Source organism: Dehalococcoides sp., from assembly GCF_041654235.1.
Lineage (GTDB): Bacteria > Chloroflexota > Dehalococcoidia > Dehalococcoidales > Dehalococcoidaceae > Dehalococcoides > Dehalococcoides mccartyi_B.
Window position 1 is genome coordinate 1 of record NZ_JBAZDW010000010.1, and the last position, 12,485, is coordinate 12,485.

Annotated in this window: 12 protein-coding genes, 1 pseudogene and 1 riboswitch; of the genes and pseudogenes, 7 read left to right on the forward strand and 6 right to left on the reverse strand. The window is 48.0% G+C overall.

Annotated features, from left to right (window positions below; translation table 11 throughout):
- The 7 genes and pseudogenes from WC259_RS02265 to trxA form a co-directional block, all read left to right on the forward strand.
- Positions 1-213 (forward strand): annotated as a pseudogene (locus WC259_RS02265) (acetyl-CoA decarbonylase/synthase complex subunit delta); the annotation flags it as partial.
- A 59-nt stretch (positions 214-272) separates the two neighbouring features.
- Positions 273-2,474 carry an acetyl-CoA decarbonylase/synthase complex subunit alpha/beta gene (gene acsB / locus WC259_RS02270; protein ID WP_303677391.1) on the forward strand — a complete coding sequence of 734 codons (2,202 nt, stop codon included), beginning with the start codon at positions 273-275 and terminating at the stop codon, positions 2,472-2,474.
- Positions 2,475-2,494: 20 nt separating this feature from the next.
- Positions 2,495-3,841 (forward strand): acetyl-CoA decarbonylase/synthase complex subunit gamma, encoded by a 1,347-nt coding sequence (acsC, locus tag WC259_RS02275; protein ID WP_015407016.1) that lies wholly within the window; start codon positions 2,495-2,497, stop codon positions 3,839-3,841.
- A gap of 31 nt (positions 3,842-3,872) precedes the next feature.
- On the forward strand, positions 3,873-4,517 hold the full coding sequence (locus tag WC259_RS02280) for a DUF3786 domain-containing protein (RefSeq protein ID WP_015407015.1): 645 nt from the start codon (positions 3,873-3,875) through the stop codon (positions 4,515-4,517).
- 69 nt (positions 4,518-4,586) lie between these two features.
- Complete coding sequence (locus WC259_RS02285) at positions 4,587-5,261, forward strand: response regulator (protein WP_372643014.1); 675 nt, start codon at positions 4,587-4,589, stop codon at positions 5,259-5,261.
- A gap of 16 nt (positions 5,262-5,277) precedes the next feature.
- On the forward strand, positions 5,278-6,423 hold the full coding sequence (locus WC259_RS02290) for a sensor histidine kinase (protein WP_011309169.1): 1,146 nt from the start codon (positions 5,278-5,280) through the stop codon (positions 6,421-6,423).
- Between the two features lie 136 nt (positions 6,424-6,559).
- Complete coding sequence (trxA, locus tag WC259_RS02295; RefSeq protein WP_322354398.1) at positions 6,560-6,916, forward strand: thioredoxin; 357 nt, start codon at positions 6,560-6,562, stop codon at positions 6,914-6,916.
- Between the two features lie 75 nt (positions 6,917-6,991).
- Here the strand turns inward: trxA and cobU are convergent, their stop codons facing one another.
- From cobU to WC259_RS02325, 6 genes are all read right to left on the reverse strand, one after another.
- Positions 6,992-7,558 (reverse strand): bifunctional adenosylcobinamide kinase/adenosylcobinamide-phosphate guanylyltransferase, encoded by a 567-nt coding sequence (gene cobU / locus WC259_RS02300; protein WP_347424044.1) that lies wholly within the window; start codon positions 7,556-7,558, stop codon positions 6,992-6,994.
- A gap of 53 nt (positions 7,559-7,611) precedes the next feature.
- On the reverse strand, positions 7,612-8,214 hold the full coding sequence (gene cobC, locus WC259_RS02305; RefSeq protein ID WP_011309166.1) for an alpha-ribazole phosphatase: 603 nt from the start codon (positions 8,212-8,214) through the stop codon (positions 7,612-7,614).
- A gap of 18 nt (positions 8,215-8,232) precedes the next feature.
- Positions 8,233-8,997 (reverse strand): adenosylcobinamide-GDP ribazoletransferase, encoded by a 765-nt coding sequence (gene cobS, locus WC259_RS02310; RefSeq protein ID WP_011309165.1) that lies wholly within the window; start codon positions 8,995-8,997, stop codon positions 8,233-8,235.
- A 39-nt stretch (positions 8,998-9,036) separates the two neighbouring features.
- Entirely contained in the window at positions 9,037-10,095 is a 1,059-nt protein-coding gene (cobT, locus tag WC259_RS02315) for a nicotinate-nucleotide--dimethylbenzimidazole phosphoribosyltransferase (protein ID WP_011928979.1), read from the reverse strand.
- A gap of 157 nt (positions 10,096-10,252) precedes the next feature.
- Positions 10,253-10,446: riboswitch (cobalamin riboswitch) on the reverse strand.
- Between the two features lie 21 nt (positions 10,447-10,467).
- Positions 10,468-11,574: a histidinol-phosphate transaminase gene (locus WC259_RS02320; protein WP_011309163.1), complete on the reverse strand. Its 1,107-nt coding sequence runs from the start codon at positions 11,572-11,574 to the stop codon at positions 10,468-10,470.
- On the reverse strand, positions 11,558-12,484 hold the full coding sequence (locus WC259_RS02325; RefSeq protein WP_011309162.1) for a cobalamin biosynthesis protein: 927 nt from the start codon (positions 12,482-12,484) through the stop codon (positions 11,558-11,560). The genes WC259_RS02320 and WC259_RS02325 overlap by 17 nt, the downstream gene beginning before the upstream one ends.
- Position 12,485 lies beyond the last annotated feature (1 nt).

A 12,485-nucleotide genomic window follows, 5' to 3' on the forward strand; every position in this document is an offset into this window, starting at 1 on the left:
ATTATCTGTAATATAGGACGGGAGGCATGGAAAACCAAAGAAGCCAAAATACCCGAAACGGAAAGCCCTGAACTGGGCAATACTGAAAAAAGGGCTATTATGATAGAGGCCATGTCTGCCGCCATTTTACTTATTGCCGGGGCAGACATACTGGTAATGCGTCACCCGGAATCTATGCGTCTGGTGGGTGAGCTGATGGCCGAACTTGGCTGAACCTGCCACCTTAATACACTTAGGGATAATGCCCTGATTATCAAAGGGGGACATGAAAGATGAGTAAAACAGTAGCCGAAGCCGCTATAAAAGGTGCACGGAATATAGTAAATGCCAGTTACGAAGTGTATAAACAAACGCTGGTTACTAACTGCCCAGATACGGCCGTGGGTTTCCCGAATACTGCCTATTTTCTGCCGGTTATTTACGGCATACTGGGTATTCAGGTTGAAAAACTGTCTGATATGGGAATGGTCTTTGATAAATGCTTCAAGATGCTGCCCCCGCCAGAGGTAAATGCCGAGGACGTAACCGAGCTGGGTGCAGTACTGGAAGCCGGCCTGTCCACTCTGTTTGCAGAGGAAATGCTGGAAGCCCTGCGTTACCTTAGCCAGCCGGAATATTACACCAATACCGAAGACCCCACCCCTGATAATATTTGGCTGGGTGCGGCCGATGATATTATCCTGCGTAAACGCGGGGTAGAGTTCGTAGACGGCACCGCCCCCGGTTTTGCCGCCATAATAGGTGCGGCACCTGACAATGCCGCTGCCGAAAGCATAGCCGCTGAACTTCAGCAAAAAAATCTGTACACATTTATGTGCGGCGAATCTCAGGGCAAGCGTTTTGCCAAACAGCTGGCTGATGCGGATGTTGAGCTGGGCTGGACACCCCGTCTGGTTTCATTCGGTGACGAAGCCACTGCCGCTATCTTTGCCTTCGGTTTTGCAGTCAGGGTAGCCCTGTCCTTCGGAAATATAGAACCGGGCAACCGAGCTAAACTTTTTGAATACAGCCAGGAGCGCATAAAGGCCTTTATTATGCCACTGGGAGATATAAGTGATGAATGGTATGCCAATGCCGCCGGGGCACTTAATTTCGGCTTCCCGATCATTGCGGACAAATCCGTATTGCCCATTTTGCCGGGGGTAGAGTCAGTTGATTCAGTGCTGGCAGGCATACCTTATAGCCGCATAGTCTCCAAGGCAATGGATGCGCGGGGAATAAAAGTAAACGTAACCAAAGTACCTGTACCGGTAGCTTACGGCCCTGCCTACGAAGGCGAGAGGGTACGGGGTGAACAGATATATCTGGAATGCGGCGGCGGCCGCACCCAGATGGTAGAGCTGGTGACAACCGCCAAAATGGACGATGTTACCGACGGTAAAATAGAGCTATTCGGGCAGGATGTGTCTGATATGCCTGAAGGTTCACGCCTGCCGCTGGCCATTGTGGTAGAAGCAGCCGGTCACAAAATGAATGAAGATTACGAACCTATACTGGAACGCCAAATACACCACCTTTTAAACTATGCCCAGGGGGTTATGCATATCGGACAAAGAGATATCGCATGGTTACGCATAGGCAAGAGTGCGGCTGCCAAGGGTTTTTCTCTAAAACATATAGGCTCTATACTTCATGCCAAGCTTCATCAGGATTTTGGCGGTATCGTAGATAAAATACAGATAAAACTCTATACCACCCCTGAGAAAGTGGCCGAGATAAGCAGGCAATCCAAAAAGATATATACCAAACGGGATGAACGTATTGAAGGCATGACAGATGAAAATACCGAGACTTTTTACTCATGCACCCTCTGCCAGTCATTTGCCCCCAGCCACGTATGCATAGTCAGCCCGGAAAGAACCGGCCTGTGCGGAGCTTACAACTGGATGGACTGCCGTGCTTCCAATGAGATTAACAATATCGGTCCTAACCAGCCGGTAAACAAAGGGGCGGTCATTGACGCCAAGCTTGGGCAATGGTCAGGCATAAACCAGTTTGTAGAAAAAACCTCCGGCGGGGTAGTCAGCCATTACAACCTATACAGCATAATCTATGACCCCATGACCACCTGTGGCTGCTGCGAATGTATTTCAGCCATACTCCCCCTGTGCAACGGGGTTATGACCGTAAACCGCGAACACACCGGCATGACTCCCTGCGGTATGAAATTTACTACTCTGGCCGGGACTATCGGGGGCGGTATTACCACTCCCGGTTTTCTGGGTCACAGCAAATACAATATCACCCAGCGCAAATTTATCTCCGCCGAAGACGGTCTGCTTCGGCTAGTATGGATGCCCAAATCACTCAAGGAAGAAATACGGGAACGCTTCAATGCCAGAGCTGCCGAACTGGGTGTGCCTGATCTGCTGGAGCGGATTGCAGATGAAAGCGTGGGGACTACCGAGGAAGAAATACTCCCCTTCCTTGAAGAAAAACAGCACCCGGCGCTGACCCTTGAGCCACTTATCTAGAAAGGAGTCCTTTTAATATTATGTCACCTACCGGTATAGAAATTTATAAGTTTTTACCCCGAACCAACTGCGGTGAATGCGGCGTGCCCACCTGTCTGGCATTTGCCATGAGTCTGGCAGGCGGCAGAGCTGAACTTTCTTCCTGCCCTTACGTTTCAGAAGAAACCAAACTGAAACTGGAAGAAGCTTCTGCACCCCCGGTCAGAACCGTAAGCATAGGTACAGGTATATACTCCTTTAAGATAGGTGGCGAAACTGTCATGCACCGCCATGAGAAGCGGTTTGAGCACCAATCCGGCATTGCCCTGCTACTCTCAGACAATCTGACCGAAACCGAGCAGAACACCAAACTGACCGCTTTCAACAGCTTTCAGTACAAACGGGTAGGTGCTATTTTGAAGCCGGATATGCTGGCACTCAGGGCAGACAGCGGTTCAAGTGAAAAATACCTAAAACTGGTCAAACTTGCCGCCGAAAAATGCCAAGCCAGCCTAATGCTGATATGTGCGAATACCACTGTGCTTGATGAATCCTTAAAGATTTGCGCTGAACGCAAACCCCTTCTTCATGCCGCTACTGCGGAAAACAGCAACGAAATGGCAGAGCTGGCTAAAAAATACAACTGCCCGCTAGTAGCCAAAGCGAAAAACCTGACAGACCTGGCTGAACTTACCATCAAACTCCAATCACTGGGTATTAAAGATATTGTGCTTGACAGCTCTCCCGCCAGCTTTAAACAAACCTTAGCCGACAATATCGCCATTCGGCGGGCAGCCATTTTGAAGAAATTCCGTCCTTTGGGCTTTCCGGTTATTAATTTCCCCTGCCTGATAACTTCAGACCACATGAAGGAGTCTCTGTTTGCCAGCATACTGACCGCCAAATATGCGGGTATACTGGTGCTGTCTGACTTCAGGGGTGAAACCCTGTTCCCTTTGCTGGTAGCACGTATGAACCTTTATACCGACCCTCAGCGTCCCTTAGCTACCACCGAGGGTATCTATGAAATAAATAATCCTGATGCCAATTCGCCGGTCATGCTCACCTGCAACTTCTCGCTGACATATTTTATCGTTGCCGGTGAAATGGAAACCAGCCGCGTGCCGTGTTACCTGCTGATAAAAGATACCGAAGGGCTTTCGGTTATGACTGCCTGGGCAGCCGGCAAATTCGGGGCAGATACCATAGGCAAATTTGTAAAAAACAGCGGCATTGCCGGGAAGGTCAATCACCGCAAACTGATTATCCCCGGGTATGCCTCTATGGAAAGCGGCGGTCTGGAAGAAGAACTATCCGGCTGGGAGATAATGGTTGGTCCGCGTGAAGCCGCCCATATACCGGCTTATTTAAAGCAGTTTAAACCCTAAGTGATTTATTAATTTATAGCTGGAGGGTTAGATGACAAACCCCAAAGAAGGTTTCAGCCTGCCTGCTCAGCGCAATTTTGAACTGGCCACCAAACTAACTCTTGAACTTAACCGCAGCCATTTTTTGGCCGTGCAGGATTTTGATAAAATAAGCCGACAGGCAGGTGCTGTACTCCAACCGCCCTTTATTCATCTTAAATATTTCAGGTTCAGGGTAGAGATAGACACCCGTAATGCGGCGGTCACCAGCCCGGATACCAGCCTGTCCCCCCGGGAAGAAGCCCTTATCCTGCATTACCTGCTAAAGGCAGACGGCACACCGGTTTCCCGCGAGCAGATAAGTTTTAAAGAACTGCCTGAAGGAGCCAACTACCAGCCTGTTTTCTATAACCGGGTATTAAAAAGCCTTATAGCACTTTATATCGCAAATCCGGCAAAGCTTAATTTGTCTGCTATTTCATTAGGCGGTAAAAAAGCAGAACAGGCTGATGTGAGCTTCCTCTTTCAGGCTCTGCCCCGTCTGCCCCTGTGGCTGGTATTCTGGCAGGGAGATGATGAATTTCCCCCAGAGGGCAACATTATCTTTGACCGCTCCATATCCCGCTATCTGGATACCGAAGCAATTACTGAAATCTGCCAAAACCTTAACCGCAGGCTTACTGAAAAAACCTTTTAAAGTAGACCGTCTGATAAATGCGTTGTACCATACCTGCCCTGAGTATATAATTAGAACGAGGGAAATATTATGCAAACTACCCAGATGATAAAAGTGCTTTTGGCAGATGACCACGTAATCGTACGGGAAGGCACGCGGGAGCTTATACAGCGCGAATCCGGCATGATGGTGGTGGGCGAAGCCTCAGACGGAGTTGAAGCCGTAGAAATGTCCATGAAGGTTCACCCTGATGTGGTAGTTATGGATATTGCCATGCCCCGCCTAAATGGAATTGAGGCCACCAAACAGATAAAACAGCTCCTGCCTACCACTGCCATACTTATACTTACAGCTTACGAATCTGAGCAGTATATTCTGGCCATACTGGAAGCAGGTGCCGCCGGTTTTCTGCTGAAAAACGTGAAGGGCACCCAGTTGCTTGAAGCTATCCGCTCTGTATATGCCGGCGAATCGGTACTCCAGCCCTCTACTACCCGCCGGGTTATTGACCAGCTGATTAACAAAGCCGCTAAAACAGAGGAACTATCTGCTGTAAACCCGCTTACCGAACGTGAAATAGAAGTATTGAAAATGGCGGCACGGGGCGTCAGCAATAAAGATATTGCCGACCAGCTGTATTTATCCAACCGCACTATCCAGACCCATCTTTCAAATATTTCCAAAAAGTTATCGGTAGGTTCGCGGACTGAAGCTATTCTCTACGGGCTGAAACGCGGCTGGTTTATCATGGAAGATTTGCCCTGAAATCCGATATAACCTTATGAAAAAAGTATTTAGTTTCCTCTATAGTCAAATCCGCCGCCTGCCCAGATTACTTGCCAATGTGCATATCTGGATACTGGTGCTTCTGTTTACCGGGGGATTTTTCCTTCATTACCCTCAGTTGTTGCCATTCATCGGCCAAATTGACCCTGATTCTTTTCTATACCTGACCCGCCATTCGGTGGGACGGCTGATAATGTTGCTCCCGGTTACCTATACAGCTCTGGTATTCGGTCTGAGACCGGGTCTTGTATCCCTTCTGTTGGCTATAGCCATTATTATTCCCAATATTTTCGTCACAGATACTGTTACAGCTGATGATATTATTGAAATTATTGGCATTATTATCATCGGGCTGGTAGTTAATCTCTGGCTGGAAAGCTATGAAACTGATAAAAAACACCGTCAACAAGCTTACCTGAAGATGGAAACTGCCCAGCGCGAGCTACAACGTATGCAGCAAAACCTGCGTTTTTACCTTAAGCAAATTACTATAGCCCAGGAAGATGAACGCCGCCGTATTGCTCAGGAACTGCACGATGATACAGCTCAAGACCTGATTGTAATATCACGCGCCATAGACCGTTTTGTAACCAAAAACCCCAACCTTGGCGAAGACAATCTGGCTGAACTGGAAGAGATGCAGAACCATATAAACCGCACTTTAAGTGAAGTCCGTCGCTTTGCCCAGGATTTGCGGCCTTCGGTACTTGACGACCTGGGATTGATACCTGCGCTGGAATGGCTGATACCTGACCTTTCAAAACACTTCGGCATAAATATTGATATAGATGTAAACGGAGAAATCCGCCGCTTTGCCCCTGAAACCGAACTGGTATTATTCCGGATTGTTCAGGAGTCTCTGCGCAATGTAGGCAAGCACGCCCAGGCAACTAAGGCTTGGGTCTATATAGACTTCGGCAAATACAAAGCAACCCTGACTGTGAAGGACAACGGCAAAGGGTTTTTACTGCCGGAACGGGTGGGAGATTTGGCCGCTCTGGGCAAACTGGGACTGACCGGTATGCAGGAACGGGCTCAACTTATTGGCGGACGCCTCTCCATTCAGTCAAAACCGGACGTAGGCACAATGGTAACAGTGGCCGTACCAAATTCCGGCAACCTTGAGGATGACGATGTCTAAACCTTGTGTCTATATCGCAAATCCTTCCCTATAAAAATCTTTGCCCCATACACGAGTGAAAGAAGCCAAACAATGGGCAAACCCCTGCCACCGGCGTTAAACCGCCTTGACAGCAAATGAACGCCAAAGTAGTATTATAAGAGACACTAATACACTAAGGAGAAACGATATGGTAATGGAAATAACCGACCAGAGCTTTGCTGCTGAGGTATTGAAATCAGATAAACCCGTACTGGTAGATTTTTGGGCTCCGTGGTGCGGTCCCTGCCGTATGGTAGCCCCCATAATTGACAAACTATCTACTAAATACGCGGGTAAATTTAAGTTCTGCAAACTGAATGTAGATGAAAATAAAACCACCGCTACCCAATACCGGGTCATGTCCATACCCACCCTGCTGTTTTTCAAAGGCGGTCAGGTAGCTGATATGGTGGTGGGTGCGGTACCTGAATCTGCCCTGAGCCAGAAGATTGACCAGCTAATCCAGAAGTAGCTCTCCTAATACCAAAAATCAAAAACCCCCGTTACCCGGGGGTTTTTTAATACTCTGCTGGCCACAAAACTGCCACTAACGCAACAAGGGTTTCACCTGCATGGGCAGTCCGGCTACCATCAGATAAACGTATTCCACATATGCACCCAGCATTTGGTTTGCCCTGCCTAGTAAATCACGGTAAATTCTGGCCATGGCATTGGGCGGAATAAGACCAGCACCTACATCATTGGTTACTACAATAAATGATGCACCCGTTTTTTTCATAGCATTTATTATGCCATTTATTTCTTTTTTAACCTCGGCATCCAGATAATCTGCCGCCTCACCCGTAAGTTCATCACCGTGTTCAAGCATATACTTGCACATTATGTTATTTACCAGCAGGGTAATGCAGTCCAGTATAATCACGCCGGCACTACTTCCATGGGCGCTTATTTTTTCACCCACCTGCAAACTGGCCTCTATAAGACCCCATTCGGCCGGACGGGCCTGCTGATGCCGCAGGATACGGGTTTTCATTTCTTCATCACCGGCTTCGGCGGTAGCTACAAATACGACCTTGCCGCCTATGGACTTGGCCAATTCTTCAGCATAACTGCTCTTGCCGCTTCGGGCACCGCCAATAAGTAAATAATTCATTTTGCTACCCCTCCGGTATTATAAAAACGCCCTGCCTGAGCATATACCTGAAATCAGTCCAGATGGGAGTTATCGTTCAGTTTTTCCAGTATAGACCCCTCCGGGTAAATATCCAAAACAGTTACCGAACCCACCCCCAGTATAAACTGCCACCAGTGTTTATACTCAATACCCAGAAAATGGCATATCAGGATACGGAAAACACCCCCATGCCCCACTACCAGTAGAGTATCGTCACTTTTGTGCTTGGAAAGCATTTTTACAAATTTGATTACTCTCTGGGCAAAATGTGCCATACTTTCCCCGTCAGGAAAGTGCACATCAAAGCTGCCTTCAGCCCATTTTTGGGCTATATCAGGGTAGCGTTCCACTACATCATCGTAGGTAAGACCTTCCACCCGTCCAAAATCTATCTCTTTCAGATCATTATTTTTATTGACCAAAAGAGGCCGTCCGTAGGCGATGGTTTCGGCAGTTTCCATACAGCGTTTAAGTGGGCTGGAATAAATGGCATCTATCTTTACCGAAGCCAGATATTCGCGAAGGGAGTTTGCCTGAGCATGCCCGCAGTCTGAGAGCCCGATATCACTGTGCCCCCAGTAACGGCGGCAATTATCTGTTTCTGTCTCACCGTGACGTACCATTATCAGCTTCATATCAAACGCTCCTCTGACCTAGCTGAAATACCCGGATAAGGCCACTATAAACACCAGTGCTGCTACCTCGGTAAATTCGTTAATTGAACCGTAAGTATCCCCGTTCAGACCACCCAGTCTGCGTTTGAAGAAAGATGCCAGATACATAACCAGCAACCAGCTCCCAAACATAGCCAGAAACCCTGCCCAGCCGCCTAAAACTACGCAAACTGTCAGGCAGAAAATAGTAGCACACCACAAACTGGCTTTGGCAGTTTCGCCTTTAAGCTCTTTGCCCAAACCCTGTGACCTGATATAGGGATACTTAACCACCGCATAGACCATAGCCCAGCGGCTGATTAACGGGAACAAAATAAGACCTGTGATAAAACTTTCCGAAGGCAGGCTTAGGACAGCAGAAAATTTTAAAAGCAAAAGGCATATTGCCGCCAGCACACCTATAGCCCCCACTCCCGGCAGGTGCATTACCTCCTGGGCGCGTTCAAATGACTTATGACCGGCGGCTATTCCGTCAAAGGTATCTGTCAGACCATCCAGATGTAAACCGCCTGTAATTATCACTAAGCTTATTATCAGCAAAGCGGCAGTCAATACATCAGGTAAAAAAAGGCTGAAAACCCAGCCCAAACCGACCAGTATCAGCCCGATAATCAAACCCACCAGGGGGTAGAAGCCGAGTGAGCGGGCAAAATCCAGCCGTGACTTCTCCCCCTGCCAGTCTTCTTTCAGCCAGGGTACAGGTATGTTGGTAAGAAAGCGGAAAGCCGCTAAAAATGAACCCATATATACATTTCCTTAACCCGGGATTATACCAGAATACACCTAACTTTGCTTTTCGGAAACCCCTGCATCTGCAAAGGAGGCCATCTCGTGCTGAATACGGTTAGCTGCTTCTATAATATTCATGGCAAGAGCCGCACCCGTTCCTTCACCCAGACGCATATCCATTTTCAAAATAGCATCCAGCCCCATATGCTCAAGCAGGATACGGTGTCCGGGCTCTACTGACTGGTGAGCGGCAAACATGAAGTCTTTTACCTGCGGGCAGATGGTATAAGCAATAAGAGCCGCCGCACCGGAGATAAAGCCGTCTACAACCACCGCCACTCTATTAGCCGCCGCACCCAGTATTACTCCTGCCAGACCGCCAATTTCATAGCCGCCCACTTTAGATAATACATCAATCGCATCTTTAGCATCAGGGTTATTCAGGGAAATAGCTTTGGCAATAGCGTTGCGTTTCAGCTTCATCTGCTCATCAGAAGCACCTGTACCGCGCCCGGTTACATCTTCAAGTGACCGCCCGGTAATAACAGAGCAGATAGCAGCAGACGGAGAAGTATTGCCAATACCCATATCACCGGTACCTACCAGATCCAGCCCCTTCTTGACCTCGGCGTTTACAATCTCTATGCCCACCTCAATAGCCTTTACAGCCTGTTCACGGGTCATAGCCGGGCCATGAACCATATTGTTGGTACCGGGTGCAATATTCCGGTTAATTATATTCGGGTCTGCAGCCATGGGAGTAGCCACACCTAACGCAACTACCACGTTACGCGCCCCTACCTGCCGGGAAAGGACGTTTATGGCTGCACCGCCATGAGCAAAATTTTGCAGCATCTGGACAGTTACTTCTTTCGGCCAGTTGTGAAACTTTTCGTCAATAATGCCGTGGTCACCAGCCATGGTTATAATGGCTTTTTTGGCGGTTTTTGGTTTGGCATCACCCTGAATACCTGCCAGTTGCACCACAATAGCTTCCAGTTTGCCCAGAGAACCCTGTGGTTTGATCAGGATATCCTGATGTGCCTGAGCCTTGACCATGGCTTCTTTATCCAGCCCGTATATCTTTGCAAGTGTTGCGTTTAATAGTTCCATATTTTTAAAACTCCTTTATAAATAAATTGGGTTAATATATATCCGGTTTTGCACTTCAGGCTATGCTCAGTTTGTCCTCCTCTGGCGCCTGCCCAAATAAAAAAGGGGCTGGCACATCTCAAAATATCTTCAAGATGAGCCGGCCCCTTTACCATCAGGTATCCGGTTTGGTGGTAACACGTCTTCTGGCTTCCGGATTATCCCCCGGTTTCACCCTTCCCATCAGAGTACTACTCCAACAGTGGTTGCACAAAAAGTGCTTTAAAGAAACCGAAGTCCCCAGTCACAGCGGCGGGACCGCCACGGATTCAAACCGTGTTCCGTTTGTTAATCACCATTAAAAACTATATCAGACAAAACCCTGCCAGTCAATCAGGCTGGATAAATCTCAGACTTACTTTTTAATTCAACACTAACCTCAAGCAGGTGTTCACACTCACTTTGGGTACGGGGAGCTATACGCACGTATTGGGGCAGACCAAATGAAGTGCAGTCCCGCACCATCAACCCATATTTAAGGAATGCTGAACGAAAATCTGCAGCACTCCTTACCTTCAGCAGGAAAAAATTGGTCTCAGACGGAAACACACTGAAACCCAGCCTTATAAAACCCTGCATCAAATACTCTTTAGAGGCCTTTATCTTCTTTTCAGATTCCGCCAGATAGCTGGGATGACGCAGGCAAACCAGCCCTGCTTTTTGGGCAGCGGCATTCACGTTCCATGGGGGGCAAATCTTTTTCAGGTTGGCTATTATCTCTGCCGAGGCCATGCCGTAACCCAACCTTAGCCCGGCCAGAGCACAATCTTTGGTCATAGAGCGAATAACTATTAGATTGTCCGAATCAAGCAAATCTGCTGATTTCCAGCAATCTTCAGCAAAAGCTATATAGGCCTCATCCAGCACCAGCAGTGTATCAGTGCAGACATTCAGCACTTTTTCAATATCTGCTTTGGAAAGATAAACCCCGGTAGGATTGTTGGGATTACAAATAAATACCGCTTTGGGTTGATGTTTTTTAATAATGCGGCAGGTTAAATCCAAATCAAACTTAAAGCCGCTCTCTTCATCTGCCCACTGTTCAATTATGTCGGCACCGGCTACTTCCACCGCCAGTTCATACTCGCCAAAAGTGGGTTTAAGTATCAGCACTGTATCCCCCACCCCGAAATATGCCCCAGCCACCAGACGGATAACCTCCATAGAGCCGCTGCCTATAATCAGGTTTTCGGGTTTCAGCGAAAGCCTCCCCGCCAGATATTCTTTGAGTTCAGCAGACTCAGAGTCCGGGTAGCGGTCAATAACCAGAGAAGACAAAGCTTCTTTAAGTTCCACCGGTGCCGGATACGGGTTTGAGCTAACCGAAAAATCCATAACCGCATCAGGGCTTATACCCAGTTTTTTAAGCTCGGCATAGTTAGGGCCTCCATGGTAACATGGCTTTAGTTTTTCCAGCTGCGGTTTAGGCAATACGGGCAAAATAAATCACTCCCACGCTTATTAAAACCCAGATACAGCCCGCATTGTTTATAAGCACAAGCGAACAGCTGATAGTTTGGGGAAGCAACGGTCTTATATCATCCCCCAGAGAGTAGTGTCCCACTTTTTCCAAGCAAACTTCAAGGGCACCTGCCGCAGTAGCCATAGGCCAGCCCGCATTGGGGCTTTGGGTCTTCCCATGGTCACGCCACATTATCCGCCATGCCCCTGCGGGGCTGTAACGCCCAAAGAAGCTGGCAACCAGTATACACAAGGCAGACAGTCGGGCCGGTATAAAATTAAGCACATCATCAAATCTGGCAGCAAATTTGCCCAGATATTCGTATTTTCCGCGGTAGCCCACCATGCTGTCAAAAGTACTCACTACCCGGTATGCCATAACGCCGGGGACACCGAATATGAGAAAGAAAAAGAGCGGAGCCACAAACCCGTCTCCGATACTCTCCGCCACAGATTCCACTGCCGCCGCTACCAGTTTAGGCTGGGGCAGTTTGGACGTATCCCGTGAAACCAGAGACCGAAGTTCAAAACGAGCTTGGGCAATGTCATCTTTTTCTAACAATCGCTTAATAAGCAAAGCTGCTTTCCGCAGCCCGGTAACCGTAAAACACATCTTAAAGAGTATAGCTGAAACTATTATGTAAACTATACTATTTATCCCCTGCAACCAGTCCAGCAGGAAATATACCGGTACGAAAAATAGTGCCATGGTGAAAATAACCATGACTATCCCATAAACAAACTGGTATCCCTTGCCGCCTTTAAAGCCTGCCCGTTCAAACAGGGAAATTACCTTGCCCATATAAGCTACCGGGTGAAAGGCATTTGGAGGGTCACCAAAGACCATATCAATAACAAGCGCCAGCAGGAATATCAGCAGGATTTCCATA

Coding starts and splice junctions, on each gene's coding strand:
- cobS (WP_011309165.1), bottom strand. CDS start 8,997: ATGGGTTCATTTTTAGCGGCTTTCCGCTTTCTTACCAACATACCTGTA.
- cobT (WP_011928979.1), bottom strand. CDS start 10,095: ATGGAACTATTAAACGCAACACTTGCAAAGATATACGGGCTGGATAAA.
- WC259_RS02325 (WP_011309162.1), bottom strand. CDS start 12,484: ATGGAAATCCTGCTGATATTCCTGCTGGCGCTTGTTATTGATATGGTC.
- cobU (WP_347424044.1), bottom strand. CDS start 7,558: ATGAATTATTTACTTATTGGCGGTGCCCGAAGCGGCAAGAGCAGTTAT.
- cobC (WP_011309166.1), bottom strand. CDS start 8,214: ATGAAGCTGATAATGGTACGTCACGGTGAGACAGAAACAGATAATTGC.
- WC259_RS02280 (WP_015407015.1), top strand. CDS start 3,873: ATGACAAACCCCAAAGAAGGTTTCAGCCTGCCTGCTCAGCGCAATTTT.
- acsB (WP_303677391.1), top strand. CDS start 273: ATGAGTAAAACAGTAGCCGAAGCCGCTATAAAAGGTGCACGGAATATA.
- acsC (WP_015407016.1), top strand. CDS start 2,495: ATGTCACCTACCGGTATAGAAATTTATAAGTTTTTACCCCGAACCAAC.
- WC259_RS02290 (WP_011309169.1), top strand. CDS start 5,278: ATGAAAAAAGTATTTAGTTTCCTCTATAGTCAAATCCGCCGCCTGCCC.
- WC259_RS02285 (WP_372643014.1), top strand. CDS start 4,587: ATGCAAACTACCCAGATGATAAAAGTGCTTTTGGCAGATGACCACGTA.